The organism is Streptomyces sp. NPDC096193 (genome assembly GCF_040302905.1).
Classification (GTDB): domain Bacteria; phylum Actinomycetota; class Actinomycetes; order Streptomycetales; family Streptomycetaceae; genus Streptomyces.
The window spans coordinates 46,894-67,749 of record NZ_JBEOSJ010000030.1; the positions used below are offsets into that span (position 1 = coordinate 46,894).

The window sequence follows — 20,856 nt, forward strand, 5'->3', positions numbered from 1 at the left end:
GACACTCGCTCTGCCGAGCGATGCAGAGGGAACGCGCGAAGCGCATCGGGCAGGCTGGTGGGGGCGGCGGGCGACCCTGGTTGACGGCAGGTTCACCGCCTTCCCGACAGCTTCGCCCGGGAGGTAACCCCCATCCCGGGCCCGCTCGTCAACGACCCTGGACCGCAGTAAGCGCCCCCCGGGGCGAAGTGGCCGTTCGACTGGAGAAACACGTGGCCGGGCGCATCGAGGATTACGCACTCATCGGAGACATGCAGACCGCGGCACTGGTCTGCAGGGACGGCACCGCCGACTGGTTGTGCCTCCCCCGCTTCGACTCGCATGCCGTTTTCGCCGGCCTGCTCGGGACCGAGGAGCACGGGTTCTGGAGACTGGGACCGGCCCACGCCGCGCATGCCGACCCCCCGGCCGCCGACCGCCGGCGCTACCGGGGCGACTCGCTGATCCTCGAATCGGAGTGGGACACACCACGTGGCACGGTCCGTGTGACGGATTTCATGCCGCCGCGTGACGGCGCCCCGCAGCTGATCCGGATCGTCGAGGGTGTCAGCGGACGGGTGCCGATGCGGTCCGCGCTGCGGATGCGTTTCAGCTACGGACGCGTGGTGCCCTGGGTCCACAAGGTCGACGGGCGCACGGTCGCGGTCGCCGGACCCGACTCGGTCTGGCTCGACTCCCCGACCGAGACGTACGGCAAGAACCTCACCACGTACTCCGACTTCACCGTCGCCCCGGGCGAGCGCATCGCGTTCACCATCAGCTGGCAGCCCTCGCACCGAACCCCGCCCGCGATCCCGGACCCGGAGGGGGCGCTGGAGGCGACGCAGGACTTCTGGCGCGAGTGGGTGGAGCACTGCACCTACCACGGGCCCTACCGCGAGGCCGTCGTCCGCTCGCTGATCACGCTGAAGGCGCTGACGTACGCGCCGACCGGCGGAATCGTCGCCGCCCCGACGACCTCCCTGCCGGAGGAGATCGGCGGCGTACGGAACTGGGACTACCGCTACACCTGGCTGCGCGACGCGGCGATCACCCTGTCGTCGCTGCTGCGCACCGGCTACCGCGAGGAGGCCCGCGCCTGGCGCGAGTGGCTGCTGCGTGCCGTCGCGGGCGACCCGGAGAACCTCCAGATCATGTACGGCATCGCCGGCGAACGTGAGCTGGGCGAGGCCGAACTGGACTGGCTGCCCGGCTACGAGAACTCCCAGCCGGTACGGGTCGGCAACGGCGCGGCCCATCAGCTCCAGCTCGATGTGTACGGCGAGGTCACCGAGGCACTGCACCTGGCCCATATGACGGGTCTGGCGCGCAACGACTACGCCTCCCTGCTCCAGCTCAAGCTGATCCGCTATCTGGAGAAGCACTGGGACCAACCGGACGAGGGCATCTGGGAGGTGCGCGGACCGCGCCGCCACTTCGTCCATTCCAAGGTGATGGCCTGGGTCGCGGTCGACCGCACCATCAAGCTCATCGAGTCCGGCGACGCCGACGGCCCGCTGGACCGGTGGCGCGACCTGCGGGACGACATCCACCGCGACGTCTGCGAGAAGGGCTACGACCAGGAGCGGAACACCTTCACGCAGTCCTACGGCTCCAAGGAGCTCGACGCCTCGCTGCTGCTGATTCCGCAGATGGGCTTCCTGCCGCCGGACGACAAGCGGGTCATCGGCACGATCGAGGCGATCCAGCGCGAGCTGTCGACGGAGGACGGGTTCGTCCTGCGCTACCCGACCGCGGGCGAGGAGGAGGGCGTCGACGGCCTCGAGGGCGACGAGGGTGCGTTCCTCGCGTGCTCGTTCTGGCTCGCCGACGACCTCGCGATGATCGGGCGGGTCGACGAGGCGCGCAAGCTCTTCGAGAAGCTGCTCGCGCTGCGCAACGACCTGGGACTGCTGGCCGAGGAGTGGGACCCCAAGCTCCAGCGGCAGGTGGGCAACTTCCCGCAGGCCTTCAGCCATGTGCCGCTCATCGACACCGCGCTGCGGCTGACGGCCTCCGGCGCGTACGGCGGCTGACCCCGGCCCGGCAGGACCGGCGGAGCCCGTTCACCGATCGGGCTCCGCCGAACGGGACTACGATGAAATGGTCCTGATCAGCCCTCGGAAGGGGGCCTGCCATGGCGCCCCACGCCATCGCGGAGGCGGCGCTCGGCGGCCTCCGTCAACAATTGACCGGCGATGCCATCGCCCCCGGTGATCCCGGGTACGACGAGGCTCGCGCCGTCTTCAACGGAATGATCGACCGGCACCCGGCGGTCATCGCACAGTGCGAGACAGGAGCCGATGTCGCCCGGGCCATCCGCTTCGGACGCGAGCACGACCTGGGGATCGCGGTACGCGGCGGCGGGCACAGCGTCGCCGGGATGGCGCTCAACGACGACGGAATCGTCGTGGACCTGCGCCGGATGCACACCGTGATCGTCAACCCGGTGGAACGTACGGCGCGCATCGGCGGCGGCGCCACGATGAGCCATCTCGACCGGGCCTGCCAGCCCTACGATCTGGCGACCACCGGCGGCCGGGCCTCCACCACCGGCGTCGGCGGCTTCACGCTCGGCGGCGGATCGGGCTGGCTGGAGCGGAAGTTCGGGCTCGCCTCCGACAACCTCGTCGCCGTCGAACTGGTGACGGCCGACGGCAGCACGGTGCACGCCGGCGCGGAGGAGAACCCGGAGCTGTTCTGGGCCCTGCACGGCGGCGGCGGCAATTTCGGAGTGGCGACCGCCATCACGCTGAAACTGCACCCCCTGCCGGCGATGTCGATGATGATGCTGCTGTTCCGGCCCGAGGAAGGACTCCAAGTCGCCCGCGCCTACCGGGACTTCCTGAGTTCCGCGCCCGACGAGCTCGGCGGCGGCCTGTTCTATCTCACCGGCCCGCCCGAACCGTTCGTGCCCGATCATCTGGTCGGCAAGCTGACCTGCCTCCTGCTGATCACCTACGCGGGAACCGAGGCCCAGGCCCGCAAGGCGGCCGAGCCGCTGCTGGCGCTCCCCCGTGAGGCCGAGCTCATCGCCGAACTCCCGTACGCGGAGCTCCAGTGCATGCTCGACGACCCGCCCGGGCAGCGGAACTACTGGTCGGCCGAGCATCTGGCCGGCTTCCCGAACGCGGCCGTCGACGCCTTCACCGCTCGCGCCGGGACCATGCCGGTCCCCTCCAGCTCGCAGCACATCCTGTTCCCGATGGGCGGTGCCGTGGCCTCAGGCCCCGCCGACCATCCCCTGCCCTGGCGCACGGCGCTCTGGGCGGTGCACCCCTTCGGGATCTGGGAGAGTCCGGCGGACGACGAACGGGCCGTCGAGTGGGTCCGTGACGTACGCGCCGGCATGCGGCCCTGGGCGATCGGCACCGTCTACCTCAACTTCATCGGGCTGGAGGGCGAGGACCGGGTCCTCGCCGCCTTCGGCGAGGAGAACTACCGGCGGCTGGCGGCCGTGAAGACGGAGTACGACCCCGACAACGTGTTCCGGCTCAATCACAACATCAAGCCGCTTCAGCCCGCTGTGTGACCGGGCCCCTTGCGGGGCCCGGGTGATGTGCGGCAGTCCCCCGGCCAGGTAGCGTCCGAAGCTCCCGTACTGCCGAGTGAAGCGCGAGGCGACCGTCAGTGGAGACGCAAGGCGAGCCCCAGGGCGGCATCACCGTCCGCCGGGCACTGGAGCTGCCGGGGCTGCGCTCCGGCCTTCCGGAGGTCGTCGCCGGGACCGAACGGCTTCAGCGGACGGTCCGCTGGGTGCACGCGGGCGAAGTACCGAACATCGCCTCCCTGCTGAAGGGCGGCGAGCTGCTGCTCACCACGGGCCTCGGGCTGGGCACCCGGCCCGCCGAGCAGCGCGCGTTCGTACGGCAGCTGGCGGACCGCGGCATCGCCGCGCTGGTGGTGGAACTCGGGCCCCGCTTCAGCCGGCTGCCCGCCGCGATCGTGGACACCGCCCGCGCGGCCGGGCTGCCGCTCGTACAGCTGCACCGCGAGGTCCCCTTCGTCTCGGTGACGGAGGAGGTCCACACCGAGATCGTCAACGGGCACTACGCGCTGCTGCGGCGGGCCGAGGACGTGCACCGGCGGTGCACCGAGGTGCTGCTCGGCGGCGGCGGAGTGCCCCAGGTGCTGCGTATCCTCGCGGACTTCACCGCCAACCCGGTCTTCCTGGAGACGGCCGACGGCCAGTTGCTGTACGCGGCGGGCTCCGGGTCCGGGCAGGCGGGCGCCGAGCCCCTCCAGGTGTGGGAAGGACTGCGCGGACAGCCTGCCGTACGCGAGAGCCCGCCGGCCGGGACGGTCCTGGTGGACGTGCCCGGCGGGGGGCAGGGCGCCGCCTCGGTGCGGGCCCGGCTGGTGGTGCCCGCGGTCGGCTCTCCGCTGCTGACGGTCCACCGCATGGCGGCGGAACGGGCCGCCGGACTGCTGGCCGTGGTCCTGATGCAGGCCCGGCAGGAGGAGGAGCTCGCGGCCCGCGGTCGCGGTGACTTCCTGACCGACCTCGCCGAGGGCCGCATCACCGCGGAGGACGCACCGGCCCAGGCCCGGGTACTGGGTTTCAAGCCCGGTGACGGTCCGCTGCTGCCGATCGTGATGCGACTGGCACCCGAACTGTCGCCGTCGGGCAACTGGGCGCTTCTCGCCCGCGCGGTGCTGGAGGAACTGTCCGTGGTGGGCGTGCCCGTCCTGCTGGGCGTACGGCCGGTCGAGGGCCGGGTGCCGCTGTTGCTGGGGCTGCGCACCGAGTCCGAACGCACGGCGGTGGCGGACCGGGTGGCGGTGGCGCTGCGGGCGGGTGTGGAACGCGCCGGGCTCGAACGCGCGGGCGGCCACCCCCCGGTCGTGGTGGTGGGCGTCGCGGGCGGCTGGGCCGCGGCGTCGGCCGGCCTGCGCCATGCCGCCGAGACGGCGACAGCGGCCCAGGGGCTGAGCGACCGTCCCTGGTACGACGCACGCAGGCTGGACACCGAGCTGCTGCTGTGGCGGCTGCGGGACCATCCGGACCTGGCCGCGTTCGTGGAGCGCGCCATTGGCCCGCTGCGCGACCACGACGCCACTTCGCGCCCGCCGCTGCTGCCGACGCTGGAGACGTTTCTGGCCCACGCGGGCCGCAAGGCGGAGACGGCGCGCGAGCTGCATCTGAACCGTCAGACGCTGTACAACCGGCTGGCCCGCATCTCCGAACTGCTGGGCACGGACCTGGACGACCCGCAGACGGTGCTGGCGCTGAGCCTGGCACTGGGGGCGAGACGGCATCTGCCGTGAGGTGACGCGGGTGCGGGGCGTGGCCGTGGGCTGCGGGTTTCGGGTGACGGGTGGCCCGGTCGGGTCGGGGGTGCGCTCCCGGGCGTCGTCGGGTTCGGCCCGGGTCGCGGGGGTGAGCGCTCCCGGGCGTCATGGGTATCGGGCCGGTCGGCTCCGGGTGGTGTGGGCGAACCTCCCCGCCGTCGCGGGATCAGCCCGGCTTGCGCGGTGTGAGCACTCCCGCCGCGGCGGCTCAGCTACCCGGGTCCTGTCGCAGCGTCACCCTGCCCTTCCCGGTGATCGACAACGACGAGCCGGCCAAGCTCATCCACATCAACGCCGACGGCGACATGCCCGGCATGAAGGCGGCCACGCTCTCCGGCCTCTACCGCGTCAGCGGCGGCGGCGACGCCCTCGCCGCCCGGATCGAGGAGATCTGCGCCGAGACCGACGCGGCGATCGAGGACGGCGCCCGTCTGATCGTCCTGTCCGACCGGCACTCCGACGCCGAGCACGCGCCCATCCCGTCGCTGCTGCCGGGCCGGCGAACCTACCACCGTCGCGTGATCAGCCCGGCGGCCGCGGGTGGGCGCTCCCCGCCGGAGCAGGGATCGGCCCGGAGCATCCCCGGCGGGGCGGACGAACCTCCCACCGGCGCAGGGATCGCGGGCATCAGGCCCACTAGCCCGGGTTCGCGAAGGTGAGCCTCCCCGACCTCGCGGAGATGAGCCAGGGTGACCCGGGTCGCGCGTGAACCCGCCCGCCGTCGTGGGGGCAGTCCCGGAGCGTGGGGCGAACCTCCCCGCCGTCGCGGCATCGGCCCGTCCAGCGCGGGTGAGCGCTCCCCGCCATGGCGGCTCAGCTCCATCTACCCGGGCCGGGCGGATCAACCTCCCTGCCGTCGCGGGCATCAGCCCGTCCAGCGCGGGTGAGCGCTCCCCGCCATGGCGGCACAGCTCCATCTACCCGGGCCGGGCGGATAAACCTCCCTACCGTCGCGGGCATCGGCCCCACCTACCCCAGGGCGCGGAGGTGAGCCTGCCCGAGGTCGCGGGATCAGCATGGGCGACGCCAGGTCGCGCGTGAACCCTCCCGCCGTCGCGGGGCCCGCCCCGGGCGTGGGGCGAGCCTCCCCGGCCTCGCGGCAATCAGCCAGGGCGACCCCGGGTCGCCTACGTGGGCCCCCCGGCGTCGCGGGGGTCAGCCCGCCAGACCCCTGGTCATGCCAGAGGAGCACTCCCCGCCGTCAGTTCGTCGTACACGCTCAGCACCTGCGCGATCGTCTCGTCCTCGGTCGGCCAGGTCGCCGCCTGCGCGCGGCCCGCGGCCACCAGTTCGTCGCGCCGCGCGGGATCCCGCAAAAGCCGCGCCACCGCCTCCGCGAGCGCGTCCCCGTCGCCGTAGGGCACCAGTTCCGCCGCGTCGCCGACGAGTTCCGGGACACCGCCGACGGCCGTCGCGACCAGCGGCACCCCCGCCCGCAGGGCCTCCTGGGCCAGCAGGGCGCGTGCCTCCCAGCGGCTGGGGAGCACCGCCACGTCCGCGGCGGAGATCAGGTCGCCGACGTCGTCACGGCGGCCCACGAGCCGCACCGGCAGACCCTCCGCCTCGATACGCCGCTGGAGCGCGGCCCGCTCGCGCCCCTCCCCCGCGATCACCACGAGCGGCAGCGGATCGACGGCGCGCCACCGCGCGGCCGCGTCGAGCAGCGTGCCGTACCCGCGCTGCGGAGCGAGGGAGCCGACGGCCATCACCAGCGGCCGGTCGACCGCGCCCAGTTCGGCCCTGGCCTTACCCTCCGAGCGCTCGGCGCGACGCGGGGCGGGAACCGCCACCGGAGCGAGGCGGGCGTCCCGGGCGCCGTGCCCGCGGGCCCGGTCGACCAGTTCGGAACAGGTGCCGAGCACGACCGCCGCCGCACGGGCGGCCCTTCGCTCCAGCAGGCGAAGCAACGGCCCGCGCGGTCCGTCGGCATCGGGGCGGCTGTGCCAGGTGACGACGAGCGGCACCCGCAGACCGCTGAGGGCCACCGAGGCACGTACGGCCGCGTGCAGCCCGTGCGCGTGCACCACGTCGGCCCGCGCACACGCCGCGCGCAGGGCTCCGACGGCGGCGGGGTCGCTGCGGCGCGGCACCGGCGCGAAGTGGGCACCGGCGCCCGGGAAGTCGTAGACGTGCTCCAGTCCGGCGGGCGCGCACACCGTGACCCGTACGCCCCGCGCCACCAGCCCCGAGGCCAGCGACCGGACATGCGCGCCGCTGCCCGCGCTGCCGCCGCCCAGGACCTGGACCGTACGCAGCTGTGTCACCCGCCAAGGATGCCAGCCCGTACGCACGTTCCGGCACCGTCCAGGTGTCGTTCCCGTGTCGCACCACGGCAGCCCGCGAGGGTCTTCACCCAGGCGGGTGACGAGCTGTCGCTCTTCGGTGCGTCACCGGACGGCCTGCGGCCGCGTCCCCGGCCGGCGGGCGGGCCGGATGTCGGGGGCCGGGCGTCAGCCGTCCGCTCGCGCCGTCGCCAGCAGCTCCTCCGCGTGCGCCCGCGCCGTCTCCGAGTCCTCCTGGCCCGCCAGCATCCGCGAGAGCTCCCGGACCCGGTCCTCGCCCTCCAGGACGGTGACACCGCTGCGGGTCACCGAGCCGTCGTTCGTCTTCTCCACCAGCAGCTGCCGGTCCGCGAACGCCGCCACCTGCGGCAGGTGCGTCACCACGACCACCTGGGCCGTCTTCGCGAGCTTCGCGAGACGCCGGCCGATCTCCACCGCCGCCTTGCCGCCCACGCCCGCGTCGACCTCGTCGAAGAGATAGGTCGGCACGGGGTCCGTGCCCGCGAAGACCACCTCGACCGCGAGCATCACCCGGGAGAGCTCACCGCCGGACGCGCCCTTGGCGATCGGCCGCGGCGGGGCGCCCGGATGCGGGGCGAGCAGCAGCTCCACCTCGTCGGCGCCGTGCGGGCCGTAGGCCACCGTCCGGCCGCCGACCTCGACGCCCTCCGGGTCCTCGGTCTGCCCGATCGCGAAGGACACGCGTGCGTGGGGCATCGCGAGGGACGCCAGCTCCTCGGTGACGGCCTCGGCGAACCGGGCCGCCGCCTCCGTACGGGCGTCCGTCAAGGTCTGCGCCAGACCCGACAGTTCGCCGCGCAGCGCATCCCGCTCGGCCGTCAGCTCGCCGATCCGGTCGTCGTCGCCCTCCAGCTCGGTGAGCCGGCCCGCGCTCTCCTCGGACCAGGCGAGCACGGCGGCAATGCCTTCACCGGTCCCACCGTACTTGCGCGTCAGCCCGGTCAGCGCGGCCCGGCGTTCCTCCACCGCGGCCAGCCGCAGCGGATCGGCGTCCAGGTTGTCCGCGTATCCGGCGAGCTCACCGGCCACATCGCCGAGCAGGATGGAGATCTCGCCCATCCGGTCGGCGAGCGAGGCCAGTGCCGGGTCGTGGGCGCGTACGGCGTCCAGCGCCCGGCCCGCGCCCGCGACGAGGGTCGTCGCGTCGACGCCCTCGGGGTCCTCGGGGTTGCCGGCGAGCGCGGTGTGCGCGACGGACGCGGCGGACGCCAGTGCCTCCGCGTGGCCCAGCCGCTCCGCCTCCGCGGCGAGTTCCACGTCCTCGCCCGCGCGCGGCTCCACACCGGCGATCTCGTTCAGCCCGAAGCGCAGCAGATCGGCTTCCTGGGCGCGCTCGCGGGCGCGCGTGGTCAGCTCGTCGAGTTCGGTGGCGACGGACCGCAGCCTGCGGTAGGCGGACGCGTACTTGGCGTGGGGTCCGGACACCGCCCCGCCCGCGTACCGATCGAGCGCCTCGCGCTGCCGCGCCGGGCGCAGCAGCCCCTGCTGGTCGGTCTGGCCGTGGACGGCGACCAGTTCGTCGGCGAGCTCGGACAGCACACCCACCGGCACGGACCTGCCGCCGATGTGCGCGCGGGAGCGTCCCTCCGCCGACACGGTTCTGCTGATGAGCAGCGTGCCGTCCTCGAGTTCGGCCCCGGCCTCCTCCGCGCGTACGGCGGCGGGGGCCCCGGCGGGTACGCCGATACGCCCCTCCACCACCGCCGACTTCGCGCCGATCCGCACCAGGGCGGGGTCGGCGCGCCCGCCGAGCAGCAGCCCCAGGCTGGTGACGACCATGGTCTTGCCCGCGCCCGTCTCGCCGGTCACCGCGGTGAAACCGGGTGACAGCTCGACGACCGCGTCGTCGATGACGCCGAGCGACCGTATCCGCATCTCCTCCAACACGGACACGACCTTACGAGGTCCGGGGCCGCCCGTGCGACGGACCCCGGTGTCGGATTCACTCTCCCGGGCCGCGAGAGGCGGTTCCGGGGCCCTCGTCACGGGGCGGTCAATGGGGCGCGCCGCGCCAACCGGACACCGGCAGCGCGAACTTGGCGACCAGGCGGTCCGTGAACGACGCGTGGTGCAGCCGGGCCAGACGGACCGGAACGGCTCCGCGCCGTACTTCGACCCGCGCGCCCGGTGGCAGCTCCACCGTCCGTCGTCCGTCGCACCACAGCACCCCGTGCGGGGTGTGGGCCTGCACCTCCACCGCGAGAACGGACGTCGGCGAGGTCACGAGCGGCTTGGCGAACAGGGCGTGCGCGCTGATGGGCACCATCAGCAGCGCCTCCACCTCGGGCCACACCACGGGGCCGCCGGCGGAGAAGGCGTACGCCGTGGAGCCGGTCGGGGTGGCGCAGACGACGCCGTCGCAGCCGAACCCGGTCACCGGGCGGCCGTCGATCTCGAGGACGACCTCCAGGATGCGGTCGGGCGAGACCTTCTGGACGACCGCCTCGTTCAGCGCCCAGTCCTCGTGGAGGATGTCGCCGTTGCGGTGCACGACCACATCGATCGTCATCCGCTCCTCGACCTCGTAGGCCCGCGTGACGACGCGGTCGACGACCTTGTCCAGGTCGTCGCGCTCGGCCTCGGCCAGGAACCCGACGCGCCCCAGGTTGACGCCCAGCATCGGCACGCCGGAGGCGCGGGCGAACTCGGCGCCGCGCAGCAGCGTCCCGTCGCCGCCGAGCACGATCAGCAGCTCACAGCCGTCGAGCACGCCCGGTGTCGCTTCGGGGACGGTCTGGACGGACGGCGGCAGCGGCAGGTCGGCCGCCTCCGCCTGGAGCACGCGCACACCGAGACCATTGCGCATCAGCCCCTGTACGACGAGTTCGGCGCTGCGGATCGCCGCAGGCCTGCCGGTGTGGGCGAGCAGGAAAACGGTGCGTCCTGAAGTCGCTGCTGGTGTGCTCAACGAGGTCCCTCCGCAACTGCGCGATCGACGTCCGCCGGATCGAGCTCGGGCGCGCCGGCCCTGAGCCACAGGAAGTATTCGACGTTTCCGGAGGGTCCGGGCAGCGGGCTGGCGGTGACACCCAGTACGCCCAGACCGAGACCCGCGGCTTTGCCGGCCACGGTCCTCACAGCCTCCTTGCGCAGTTCGGGGCTGCGTACGACCCCTCCGCTGCCGAGGCGCTCCTTGCCGACTTCGAACTGCGGCTTGACCATCAGCACCAGATCGGCGTCCGGGGCCGTGCACCGGACGAGTGCCGGCAGGACGAGCCCCAGCGGGATGAAGGAGAGATCTCCCACCACCAGGTCCACCGCCTCACCGTCGATCATGCCGAGCGTCAGCTCGCGCACATTCGTACGGTCTTTGACCTTCACGCGTTCATCACTTTGCAGAGACCAGGCGAGTTGTCCGTATCCGACGTCCACCGCGACCACCTCGCGGGCGCCCGCACGCAGCAGGACGTCGGTGAATCCCCCGGTCGACGCTCCCGCGTCCAGGGCCCGCCGTCCCTCGATCCGCAGCCCCAGCGGCACGAAGGCCGCCAGCGCCCCGGCGAGTTTGTGCCCACCGCGTGAAACGTAATCGGGGTCGTTGTCGTCCGCCGACACGACGACGGCGGCGCTCGTCTCGACCTGGGTGGCGGGCTTCGTCGCGACATTGCCTCCGACGGTCACCCGCCCCGCGGCGATCAGCTGGCCGGCGTGCTCGCGAGAGCGCGCGAGGCTGCGGCGTACCAGCTCGGCGTCGAGACGGCGGCGGGCCACTCCTGCCACGTTCGGTTCAGCTCCTGTAGTTGTACGGCGGTGACGGCGGGGGCGCCTGAGGTGCGGGCGCCGGGCGTGCGTCGAGCGCGGTCAGTGCGTCGCGCAGTCCTCGGTGTACATCCTCGTACACGGCGAGGTGTCCGTCCGCCGCGAGGTGGTCGGCATCACCGAGCCGCTCGAGCCGGGCGTCGACCTCGGCGTTGCCGGTGGGTACGCGCTGGACGCCCAGGGGAGAGGGCGCGGCGGGTTCGTACGCGGAGGGCCCGGCGTCCTGCCCGGACTCGTGCTCCTGCTCGTGCCCGGCCGTCACGGCCGTCTCCTGCTCCGTCTCCTGCTCCAGGGAGGTGCCCGGGGCGGGCTCCGCCGCGCCCGGGGCCGGTGGGGCGCCGTCGATCCCCTGCTCCTGGATCATCCGGGCGTGCGGGCCCGGCATCGAGTCGCTCATGCCCAGACGCTACCGCGAAGCGCTGAGGTACCGTCGCTCACGATGGCGACGACGGAGGAGTGCCGCAGCGCACTCAAGATGCTCTCGGACAACCTGGCGCAGGCGGACGGTGATGTGCGCAGCGCGGCCGCGCTCGACCGTTCCCTGAGCTGCCACATCAGGGATCTGGACGTGACGTTCACCGGCCGCCTGGAGGGCGGCCGGATCGAGGTCGCGGACACGGTCGACGGACCTCCGCCCGAGAAGGCGCAGATCCGTCTCGCGATGACCGGGGACGACCTGGTGGCGATGGTGAACGGCGAGCTGAACTTCGCGAAGGCGTGGGCCTCCGGCCGGGTCAGGCTGGAGGCCGGCTTCCGCGATCTGATCCGCCTCAGGACGCTGCTGTAACCGCGCCACGCCTGCGGGCCGCGGGCACCACCAGCGGTGTCCCGGACTCCGGGTCCGCGATGACCTGGCTCTTCACCCCGAAGACGTGCTCGACGAGTTCGGCCGTGACGATGTCGCCGGGCGCTCCTTCGGCGACGACCCGTCCCTCGCGCAGGGCGATCAGGTGGGTGGCGTAGCGGGCGGCCTGGTTGAGGTCGTGCAGGACGGCGACGAGCGTGCGTCCCTGCTCCTCGTGCAGCTCGGCGCAGAGGTCGAGCACCTCCAGCTGGTGCTGGATGTCGAGGAACGTCGTCGGCTCGTCGAGGAGCAGCAGCGGGGTCTGCTGCGCGAGTGCCATGGCGATCCACACGCGCTGGCGCTGTCCGCCGGACAGTTCGTCGACATAGCGCTCTGCCAATTCACCGACACCGGTGGCGTCCATCGACTCCTGGACGATGCGCTCGTCCTCCGGCGACCACTGGCGCAGCAGGCCCTGGTGCGGATAGCGGCCGCGTGCGACGAGGTCGGCGACCGTGATCCCGTCGGGCGCGATGGAGGACTGCGGAAGCAGGCCGAGGGTCCTGGCGACCTTTTTGGCCGGCAGGGAGTGGATGACCTGTCCGTCGAGCAGGACCCGGCCCCGGGAGGGCTTCAGCATGCGCGACAGGGCACGCAGCAATGTCGACTTGCCGCAGGCGTTCGGTCCGACGATGACCGTGAAGGAGTTGTCGGGGATCTCGACCGACAGGTCTTCGGCGATGACGCGCTGGTCGTAGCCGAGGGTGACCGATTCCGCGGTGAGACGCTGCATGGTGGTCGTACTCCTGGATCGGGGGTTCACGGGCGTCACGGGTTCGTACCCGTCCCGGCTTGCGTGGGCGTGCTCGCGGGCGAACGGTCCTTCATATGCGTCCCGCCTTGCGTTCGGTGACCAGCAGCCACAGCAGATAGCAGCCGCCGAGCACACCCGTCACCACTCCGACCGGCAGCTGGCGGTCGCCGAACGCCGTGGACGCGGTCCAGTCGGCGAGGAGCAGCAGCGCGGCGCCCATCGCGGCGGCGGCGGCGAGGTTGGGCCCGGGCGAGCGGGTGAGGCGACGGGCGAGCTGAGGCGCGCTCAGCGCGACGAAGGCGATCGGGCCGGCGGCGGCGGTGGCGACCGCCATCAGCAGCACGCCGGAGCCCATCAGGACGACACGTGTGCGCTCGACGGGGGCGCCCAGCGCGAAGGCGGCGTCGTCGCCCATCTCCAGCAGGCGCAGCGGCCGGCCGTACACGAACACCAGAGGAACGAGCAGCACGAAGACCGCCAGCAGCGGCCAGAACTGGGCCCAGTCACGGCCGTCGAGCGACCCGGTCATCCACAGCGTGGCCCGGGTCGCGTCGATGAGACTCGCCTTGGTGACGAGGTAGTGGTTGACGGCGGTGAGGATCGCGGCCACGCCGATGCCGATGAGCACGAGACGGTAGCCGTGGACTCCTCGCTTCCATGCCAGCAGGTAGACGGCGACTCCCGTCACCAGTCCGCCGACGATCGCGCCTCCCGCCACGGCGAGCGGGTTGCCGTGGAAGATGACGATCACGGTGAGCGCCCCGACGGTCGCGCCCTGCCCGAAGCCGATGACGTCCGGACTGCCGAGCGGGTTGCGGGAGATGGTCTGGAAGATCGCGCCGCTCAGGGCGAGCGAGGCACCGACGAGGAGTCCGACGAGCGCGCGGGGCAGCCGCAGGTCCTGGACGATGAATTCCTGCGCGGCCGTGCCGTTCCCGAGCAGGGTTGCGACGACATCGCCGGGCGCGATCGGGAAGTCTCCGCTGCCGATGAGGACGATTCCCGCGCCGAGGGTGACCGCGGTGAGAACGAGGACGACGGCGACGGCCCTCGGGTCGGTCCGGACGGAGAATCCGCCCGGGGTGCGTATCGCTTTCACAGCTGGGCCATCCTCTTGCGGCGTACGAGGTGGATGAAGACCGGCCCGCCGATCAGCGCGGTGACGATGCCCACCTGGAGTTCGGCGGGGCGGGTGACGACCCGGCCGACGACGTCGGCGCCGAGCAGCAGGACAGGGGCGAGGACGGTCGCGTAGGGCAGGACCCACCGCATGTCGGGGCCGGTGATGGAGCGCACGAGGTGCGGAATCATCAGCCCGATGAAGATGATCGGGCCGCAGGCGGCGGTCGCCGCCCCGCACAGCAGGGTCACGGCCAGCATCGACAGCGCGCGTGTGCGGTTGAGGTGGGCGCCGAGCGAGCGGGCGGTGTCGTCGCCCATCTCCATGGCGTTGAGCGGCCGGGCGAGCAGCAGGGCGAGCAGCACACCGACGGCGATGAACGGCGCGACCTTGGCGACGGTCGCCATGTCGGCGGAGGCCAGCGAGCCCACGGTCCAGAACCGCAGGCGTTCGAGCGCGGCGGAGTCCAGCAGCTGTACGGCGTTGATGTAGCCGTAGAGCGCGGCGGTGGCGGCGGTTCCGGCGAGCGCGAGCCGTACGGGAGTCGCGCTGCGGCTGCCGCCGAGGATGTAGACGAGGACCGAGACCACACCGGCGCCGAGGAACGCGAACCAGACATATCCGGTGAGGGAGGTGACGCCGAGGAAGCTGATGGCGGAGACGACGGCGGCGGAGGCACCCGCGTTCACCCCCAGCAGTCCCGGTTCCGCCAGCGGGTTGCGGGTGAGTGCCTGCATCACCGCGCCGGCGAGCCCGAGGGCGGCACCCGCGATCAGGCCGAGCAGGGTCCGCGGTACGCGCACATCGGCCACGATCACGTCGTTGCCCGAGCCCTGGTTGTCGAAGAGGCCGTGCCACACATCGGCAAGCGGAATCGACTTCGCACCGACGGCGATGCTCGCGACACAGACCAGCAGCAGGACACCGGCGGCCACCAGCAGCCCGGCGGCGCGCAGGAGATGGCGCTTCCGGGACGCAGGTGCGGACTGCGGTTCCGCGCTCTGTTTGGGGGGACTGTCGACCAACACGTGGTTAGGTTAGCCTACCCTCGCATTAACTCTGTGCTGAGGGAACTCCCTGTGCCGAACCGCTCCGTGCCTGCCCAGCCGCACGATTCCGCGACTCCCGCGCCGCGCGGCGGTCTCAGCCGACCCGGGCTGCTCACCGCCACCGGCGCCCTCGACCTCGGCGCCCTGCTCGTCGGCTGCTGAGGCAGCGAGCGGAACCGCGGACGGCGGGCCTGGAGCTTCACGGACGACAGCGGGAAGGTCGTCAGGACCGACAAGACGCCGAAGAACCTTGTCGCCTTTTGTCAGCACCGCGGCCGCGCGCCACGACTACGGCATCGAGTGCACCGGCGTCTTCGGACCCAGCAGGCCGGTGAACGGCAAGCCCGACCCAACTCGCCGCCGCCGTCACCTCGTTGCGGAGGCTCAGCAGCTGAACGGACTCCCCCGCCCACACGCGGCGGGGGCCCGAACGGCGACGGCTCTACAGACCCGGCGCTGCTACAGGCCCAGCGCCGTCTACAGGCCCAGCCGGGACAGCGCCTTGCCCGCGTCGAGTGTGCAGGTGCCGTCCCCGGCCCGGGTCCACGCCGCCGCACACAGGGCGCGCAACCCGTCCAGCGGCTCACCCTCACCGTCGAGCGCCAGTTCCTCGTCCCGTACGGACGCGGTGAAGCCGCCACAGGTGAACCCCGCACCGTCCGCGGAGACTTCGGGCTGCCCCGTCAGCATCCCGCGCAGATCGGCGTCGACGTACGTCGGCCGGTGCTGCGGCGGCGCGGCCAGCAGCTGCGCTCCGTCGGTGACCCCGGTGAGCACGAGCAGCGAGTCCACACCGCCGTTGTGGGCGCCCTCGATGTCCGTGTCCAACCGGTCACCCACCACCAGGGGCTTCGTCGCGCCCGTCCGCAGGATCGTCTCCTTGTGCATCGGCGGCAGAGGCTTGCCCGCCACCTGAGGCTCGGCACCCGTCGCAATCCGGACGACCTCGACCGCCGCACCGTTGCCGGGCGCGATCCCGCGTCCGCTCGGAATCGTCAGGTCGGTGTTGGACGCGTACCACGGCACACCCCGCGCGATGGCGTAGCAGGCCTCGGCGAAACGGCCCCACGCCAGGTCCGGGCCGCCGTATCCCTGCACGACCGCCGCCGGGTCGTCGTCGGCCGACTCCACCGGCTCCAGACCGCGCTCGCGCAGCGCCACCCGCAGCCCCTCACCACCGACGACCAGCACCCGCGAACCGGCCGGGACCTGCTCGGAGATCAGCCGGGCGACGGCCTGGGCGGAGTTGATGACATCGTCGGCCGCCGTCGGCACACCCAGTTCGGTGATGTGCTCGGCCACCGCCTCCGGCGGACGCAGCGCGTTGTTCGTCACATACGCCAAGTGCATGCCTCCGTCCCGCGCGGTCAGCAGCGATTCCACGGCGTGCGCGATGGCCGCGCCTCCCGCGTACACGACACCGTCCAGATCCAGCAGAGCGGTGTCGTACGCCTCGCTCAGCGCCGTCGCGCTTCCGCTCGGCCGGGTCCTGCTGGGCTGGCTCATTCGCTTCCGCTCCTTCGTCCGTGTCACTCCCCCGATCATCGCGCATCGGGCAACGCACATACGATGCTCGAATGAACAGCGAAGGTCCCGCGGCCAACGACGGTCTGTGCCTGATCCCCTTCCGTGGACTGCGATACGTCCCCGAGCGGGTCGGCAGTCTCGCCGCCGTGACCTCGCCGCCCTACGACGTGGTCGTCAGGCCCGACGGACTGCACCATCTGGAGTCCGCGGACCCGTACAACATCGTCCGGCTCATCCTGCCGCAGGCGGACAGTGCGGACGCCCGCCACCGGCTGGCCGCCCAGACCCTGTCCCGCTGGCTGGACGAAGGCGTCCTGGCCCCGGACCCCGAGCCCGCGCTCTATGTGTACGAGCAGCGCCGGGACGACATCCTCCAGCGCGGCATCATCGGCGCGCTCGCCCTGTCCGAGCCGTCCGAAGGGGTCGTCCTTCCCCACGAGGACGTCATGCCGGACATCGTGGCGGACCGTACAGACCTGATGCGCACCACGGACGCCAACCTGGAGCCTCTGCTCCTCACCTACCGGAGCATGGGCGACGCGACGGGAGCGACGGCCGTCATCGAACGGACCGTCCTGGGCTCCCCCCTGCTGTCCACGACCACGGAGGACGGCTTCAGCCACCGCTTGTGGTCCGTGACGGACCCAGGCGACCTCGCCGAGATCCGCAGCGACCTGGGCGACCGCCAGGCCCTGATCGCCGACGGCCACCACCGCTGGGCGACCTATCTGCAACTGAACTCCGAGCACCACGCTCCCAGTCCCTGGAGCTACGGCCTCGTCCTGCTGGTGGACACGGCCCGCTACCCCCTGCGTGTACGCGCCATCCACCGGCTGCTGCACCGGCTCCCGGTCCGCAAGGCCCTCGCGTCCCTCGAGGGCGCCTTCCGGGTGCGGCGCCTGGATGTTCCGCTCGCGGAAGCAACGGAAGTCCTGGCCGAGGCGGCGGCCGAGAGCAACGCCTTCCTCCTCGCCGGCGACGGTTCGTTCCATCTGGTCGACCGCCCCGACCGGGAGCTGTTGTCCCGCACGGTCCGCGCCGACCGCCCGGAGGCGTGGCGCACCCTGGACGCCACGGTCCTGCACTCCACGCTGCTGGACCACATCTGGAGCATCCCGGACGCGCCGGAGCACATCGCGTACATCCACGACACCGCGGCGGCAGTCGTGCAGGCCGAACGCAACGACAGCACCGCCGTGTTGATGCATCCGGTACGCGAGGAGGTCGTACGGGACCTCGCCCGCGAGGGCGTCACGATGCCCCGCAAGTCCACGTCGTTCGGCCCGAAGCCGGCCACGGGCCTGGTCCTGCGGAGCCTGACACTGGAGTGACGCGCGTATAACGGCGTGTCACACGAATGCGACAGCAAAAAGGGCGGCACCCGTGGGGGTGCCGCCCTTTCGTCATCGCTGACGACTACGAGGACTTGTCGCCCTCGCTGTCGGTGTCATCGGCCTCGTCGTCCTGCGCCTCGACGACATCGTCGCTCAGGTCGTCGTGCTCGACGTCCTCGACGTCCTCGACGTCCTCGACGTCCTCGTCGTCCCGCACGTCGGCCGGGTCGCTCAGGTCGTCATGATCGCCGTCCTGCGTGTCCTGCTCGTCGTGCTCGTCATGCGCGTCGACGAACTCCACGCCGTCCATCTCGGCGAGCCGGTCGGAGGCATCGGTGGCACCGTCCTTGTCCGCCTCGAGCGTCTTGGCGAACCACTCCCGTGCCTCACCCTCACGCCCGGCCGCCAGCAGCGCGTCCGCGTAGGCGTAACGAAGCCGCGCGGTCCAGGGCTGTACGGAGTTGGACGCCAGCTCAGGGCTCTGCAGCGTCACGATGGCGGCGTCGATCTGCCCCATGTCCCGCCGCGCCCCGGCGGCGACCATCCGCATCTCGACCTGTCCGGCCTTGTCGAGCTTTTGCACCTCGGGCTCGCCGGCCATGGCCATGGCCCGCTCGGGCCGGCCCAGGCCGCGCTCGCAGTCCGCCATGACGGGCCACAGCTCGACACTGCCGGTCATCCGCCGGGCGGCACGGAACTCGGCAAGCGCCTCCGAGTACTTCTGCGTCGCGTACGCGGCGAAGCCCGCGGCCTCGCGCACGGCGGCGACACGGGAGGCGAGCCGCAGGGCGATCTTGGAGTAGGCGTACGCCTGCTCGGGGTCCTCGTCGATCAGGTTGGCGACCATGACGAGGTTCCTCGCCACGTCCTCGGCCAGGCCCTTCGGCAGGCTCTGGAGCTCCTGACGCACGTCCTTGTCGATCTCGTCGCCCGTGACGTCGTCGGGAATCGGCAGCCGCTTGATCGGCTCACGGTCGCCACGGTCCCGGTCGCGGTCGTCGCGACGGCCGTAGCCACCGCGGTCGTCACGGGAACCGCGGTAGCCGCCCCGGTCGTCACGACGGTCATCACGCCTGTCGTCACGCTGGCCGCGGTATCCACCACGGTCGCGGTCGTCCCTACGCGGGGGGCCGCTGGGGCGGTCGTCACGGCGGCCGTAGCCACCGCCGCCGCCACCGTAGCTGGGACGTGCACCGCGGTCGTCGTCACGACGAGGGCCGCTGGGGCGATCGTCACGACGGCCGTAGCCGCCGCCACTGGGACGGTCGTCACGCCGGTCGTCACGACGGAACCCGCCACGATCCCCGGAAGCGGGACGGCCACCACGGTCGTCATCACGACGCCCGTAGCCACCGCTGCTGGGGCGGGACGACCCGCGGTCGTCGTCACGACGGGGACCGCTGGGACGGTCGTCACGACGGCCGTAGCCGCCGCCACTGGGACGGTCGTCACGCCGGTCATCGCGACGGAACCCGCCACGATCCCCGGAAGCGGGACGGCCACCACGGTCGTCATCACGACGCCCGTAGCTGCCACCTGCCGGCCGCGACCCGCGGTCGTCACGCTGCCCGCGGAAACCACTGCGGTCGTCGTCGCGACGCGGCCCGCTCGGCCGGTCGTCACGACGGTCGTCGCGACGGAAGCCACCGCCGCCACCCCCGCTGCTCGGGCGCCCGCCACGGTCGTCACGACGGGGGCCGTAGCCACCGCCGGCCGGCCGGGACCCGCGGTCGTCACGCTGCCCGCGGTACCCACCGCGGTCGTCGTCGCGACGCGGCCCGCTCGGCCGGTCGTCACGACGGTCATCACGCCGGTCGTCGCGACGGAAGCCACCGCGGTCGCCGGAGCCGGGACGGGCCCCACGGTCGTCGTCACGACGTCCGTAGCCCCCACCGCTGCCACCGCCGGAACGGTCGTCACGTCGATCATCACGCCGGAAGCTGCCACCACTGCTGCTGGGACGAGAGCCGGAGCCCCCACCGGAACGGTCGTCGCGACGGAAGCCGCCACCACCACCGGAGCCGGGACGACCACCGCGGTCGTCATCACGACGGGGACCGCTGGGCCGGTCGTCACGACGCCCGTAGCCACCACCGGAGCTGGGGCGGCCACCGCGGTCGTCATCACGACGGGGACCGCTGGGCCGGTCGTCACGACGCCCGTAGCCACCACCGGAGCTGGGACGGCCACCACGGTCGTCATCACGGCGGAAGCCGCCGCCACCACCGGAGCTGGGACGGCCACCACGGTCGTCATCACGGCGGAAGCCGCCGCCACCACCGGAGTTGGGACGGCCACCACGGTCGTCATCACGGCGAGGTCCGCGGTATCCACCGCGGTCATCGTCACGTCGCGGCCCACGGTCCCGCTCATCACGGCCGCCGCGGAAGCCGCCTCGGTCACCACCGTCCCTGCGACGCGGCTCGCGCTCCGGACGATCGTCGGGAGAGTTGGTGGACATCGGCGTGACTCCTGTCTTCGGGTACTGCAGTCATTCTCGCGCAGCCGGCCATCGGACGCGCTTCGAAAAATAGGCAAAACAAAAAGGACCCGTGGTCCAGCGTGAACGCTGGACCACGGGTCCTTGAAAGATTGTTCGGCGGCGTCCTACTCTCCCACAGGGTCCCCCCTGCAGTACCATCGGCGCTGAAAGGCTTAGCTTCCGGGTTCGGAATGGAACCGGGCGTTTCCCTAACGCTATGACCACCGAAACCCTATCGGGTTCTAGCGAACAAGCACACTCTTCAATTAAGTAGTGAAACTTGGTTCAACCGGTGCGACTGTTCGCAACCCGGGAACCACACAGTGGACGCGAGCAACTGAGGACAAGCCCTCGGCCTATTAGTACCGGTCAACTCCACCCATTACTGGGCTTCCATATCCGGCCTATCAACC

General features: G+C 72.2%; 16 protein-coding genes, 1 rRNA gene and 2 pseudogenes. 7 read left to right on the top strand and 12 right to left on the bottom strand.

Annotated elements, in window-relative coordinates; all coding sequences use genetic code 11:
- Nucleotides 1-212 precede the first annotated feature (212 nt).
- From ABTX78_RS31390 to ABTX78_RS31405, 4 genes and pseudogenes are all read left to right on the top strand, one after another.
- Nucleotides 213-2,015 (top strand): glycoside hydrolase family 15 protein, encoded by a 1,803-nt coding sequence (locus ABTX78_RS31390; protein ID WP_352210172.1) that lies wholly within the window; start codon nucleotides 213-215, stop codon nucleotides 2,013-2,015.
- Between the two features lie 101 nt (nucleotides 2,016-2,116).
- Entirely contained in the window at nucleotides 2,117-3,511 is a 1,395-nt protein-coding gene (locus tag ABTX78_RS31395; protein ID WP_352210173.1) for an FAD-binding oxidoreductase, read from the top strand.
- A 98-nt stretch (nucleotides 3,512-3,609) separates the two neighbouring features.
- The gene (locus ABTX78_RS31400) at nucleotides 3,610-5,247 is read left to right on the top strand and encodes a PucR family transcriptional regulator (RefSeq protein ID WP_352210174.1); all 1,638 of its coding nucleotides are present in this window, start codon (nucleotides 3,610-3,612) and stop codon (nucleotides 5,245-5,247) included.
- A 242-nt stretch (nucleotides 5,248-5,489) separates the two neighbouring features.
- Nucleotides 5,490-5,792: pseudogene (locus ABTX78_RS31405) on the top strand (glutamate synthase central domain-containing protein); the annotation flags it as partial.
- 654 nt (nucleotides 5,793-6,446) lie between these two features.
- On the opposite strand, the gene ABTX78_RS31410 reads toward ABTX78_RS31405, so the two are convergent.
- The 5 genes from ABTX78_RS31410 to ABTX78_RS31430 all read right to left on the bottom strand — a co-directional run bounded on the left by ABTX78_RS31410 (nucleotide 6,447) and on the right by ABTX78_RS31430 (nucleotide 11,697).
- Nucleotides 6,447-7,535 (bottom strand): glycosyltransferase family 4 protein, encoded by a 1,089-nt coding sequence (locus ABTX78_RS31410; protein WP_352210175.1) that lies wholly within the window; start codon nucleotides 7,533-7,535, stop codon nucleotides 6,447-6,449.
- Nucleotides 7,536-7,721: 186 nt separating this feature from the next.
- Nucleotides 7,722-9,449: a DNA repair protein RecN gene (gene recN, locus ABTX78_RS31415; protein WP_352210190.1), complete on the bottom strand. Its 1,728-nt coding sequence runs from the start codon at nucleotides 9,447-9,449 to the stop codon at nucleotides 7,722-7,724.
- Nucleotides 9,450-9,567: 118 nt separating this feature from the next.
- Nucleotides 9,568-10,482: an NAD kinase gene (locus ABTX78_RS31420; protein WP_352210176.1), complete on the bottom strand. Its 915-nt coding sequence runs from the start codon at nucleotides 10,480-10,482 to the stop codon at nucleotides 9,568-9,570.
- Nucleotides 10,479-11,294, bottom strand: a complete 816-nt coding sequence (locus ABTX78_RS31425; RefSeq protein WP_352210177.1) for a TlyA family RNA methyltransferase — start codon at nucleotides 11,292-11,294, stop codon at nucleotides 10,479-10,481. Before ABTX78_RS31425 ends, ABTX78_RS31420 begins: the two co-directional genes overlap by 4 nt.
- Nucleotides 11,295-11,301: 7 nt before the next feature.
- Nucleotides 11,302-11,697, bottom strand: a complete 396-nt coding sequence (locus ABTX78_RS31430; RefSeq protein ID WP_502994021.1) for a hypothetical protein — start codon at nucleotides 11,695-11,697, stop codon at nucleotides 11,302-11,304.
- A gap of 75 nt (nucleotides 11,698-11,772) precedes the next feature.
- On the opposite strand from ABTX78_RS31430, the gene ABTX78_RS31435 reads away from it, so the two are divergent.
- Nucleotides 11,773-12,120 carry an SCP2 sterol-binding domain-containing protein gene (locus tag ABTX78_RS31435; protein WP_352210178.1) on the top strand — a complete coding sequence of 116 codons (348 nt, stop codon included), beginning with the start codon at nucleotides 11,773-11,775 and terminating at the stop codon, nucleotides 12,118-12,120.
- Here ABTX78_RS31435 and ABTX78_RS31440 read toward each other — a convergent pair.
- From ABTX78_RS31440 to ABTX78_RS31450, 3 genes are all read right to left on the bottom strand, one after another.
- A complete protein-coding gene (locus ABTX78_RS31440; RefSeq protein WP_352210179.1) occupies nucleotides 12,104-12,910 on the bottom strand; it encodes an ABC transporter ATP-binding protein in 807 nt (268 codons plus the stop codon). The genes ABTX78_RS31435 and ABTX78_RS31440 overlap by 17 nt on opposite strands.
- A 91-nt stretch (nucleotides 12,911-13,001) precedes the next feature.
- Entirely contained in the window at nucleotides 13,002-14,030 is a 1,029-nt protein-coding gene (locus ABTX78_RS31445; protein ID WP_352210180.1) for a FecCD family ABC transporter permease, read from the bottom strand.
- Entirely contained in the window at nucleotides 14,027-15,079 is a 1,053-nt protein-coding gene (locus ABTX78_RS31450; protein WP_352210181.1) for a FecCD family ABC transporter permease, read from the bottom strand. The genes ABTX78_RS31445 and ABTX78_RS31450 overlap by 4 nt, the downstream gene beginning before the upstream one ends.
- A gap of 51 nt (nucleotides 15,080-15,130) precedes the next feature.
- Here ABTX78_RS31450 and ABTX78_RS31455 point away from each other — a divergent pair, with 51 nt between their 5' ends.
- Nucleotides 15,131-15,262 (top strand): hypothetical protein, encoded by a 132-nt coding sequence (locus ABTX78_RS31455; RefSeq protein WP_352210182.1) that lies wholly within the window; start codon nucleotides 15,131-15,133, stop codon nucleotides 15,260-15,262.
- Nucleotides 15,263-15,577: 315 nt separating this feature from the next.
- Here the strand turns inward: ABTX78_RS31455 and ABTX78_RS31460 are convergent, their stop codons facing one another.
- Nucleotides 15,578-16,606 carry an HAD-IIA family hydrolase gene (locus ABTX78_RS31460; RefSeq protein ID WP_352210183.1) on the bottom strand — a complete coding sequence of 343 codons (1,029 nt, stop codon included), beginning with the start codon at nucleotides 16,604-16,606 and terminating at the stop codon, nucleotides 15,578-15,580.
- Nucleotides 16,607-16,677: 71 nt separating this feature from the next.
- Between ABTX78_RS31460 and ABTX78_RS31465 the strand changes: the two genes are divergently transcribed.
- Nucleotides 16,678-17,958 carry a DUF1015 domain-containing protein gene (locus ABTX78_RS31465; protein ID WP_352210184.1) on the top strand — a complete coding sequence of 427 codons (1,281 nt, stop codon included), beginning with the start codon at nucleotides 16,678-16,680 and terminating at the stop codon, nucleotides 17,956-17,958.
- Between the two features lie 85 nt (nucleotides 17,959-18,043).
- On the opposite strand, the gene ABTX78_RS31470 is transcribed toward ABTX78_RS31465, so the two are convergent.
- The 3 genes and pseudogenes from ABTX78_RS31470 to rrf form a co-directional block, all read right to left on the bottom strand.
- Complete coding sequence (locus ABTX78_RS31470; RefSeq protein ID WP_352210185.1) at nucleotides 18,044-18,871, bottom strand: hypothetical protein; 828 nt, start codon at nucleotides 18,869-18,871, stop codon at nucleotides 18,044-18,046.
- Nucleotides 18,872-18,946: 75 nt separating this feature from the next.
- Nucleotides 18,947-19,510: pseudogene (locus tag ABTX78_RS36205) on the bottom strand (hypothetical protein); the annotation flags it as partial.
- Nucleotides 19,511-20,555: 1,045 nt separating this feature from the next.
- Nucleotides 20,556-20,672 (bottom strand): 5S ribosomal RNA (gene rrf, locus ABTX78_RS31480).
- Between the last annotated feature and the right edge of the window lie 184 nt (nucleotides 20,673-20,856).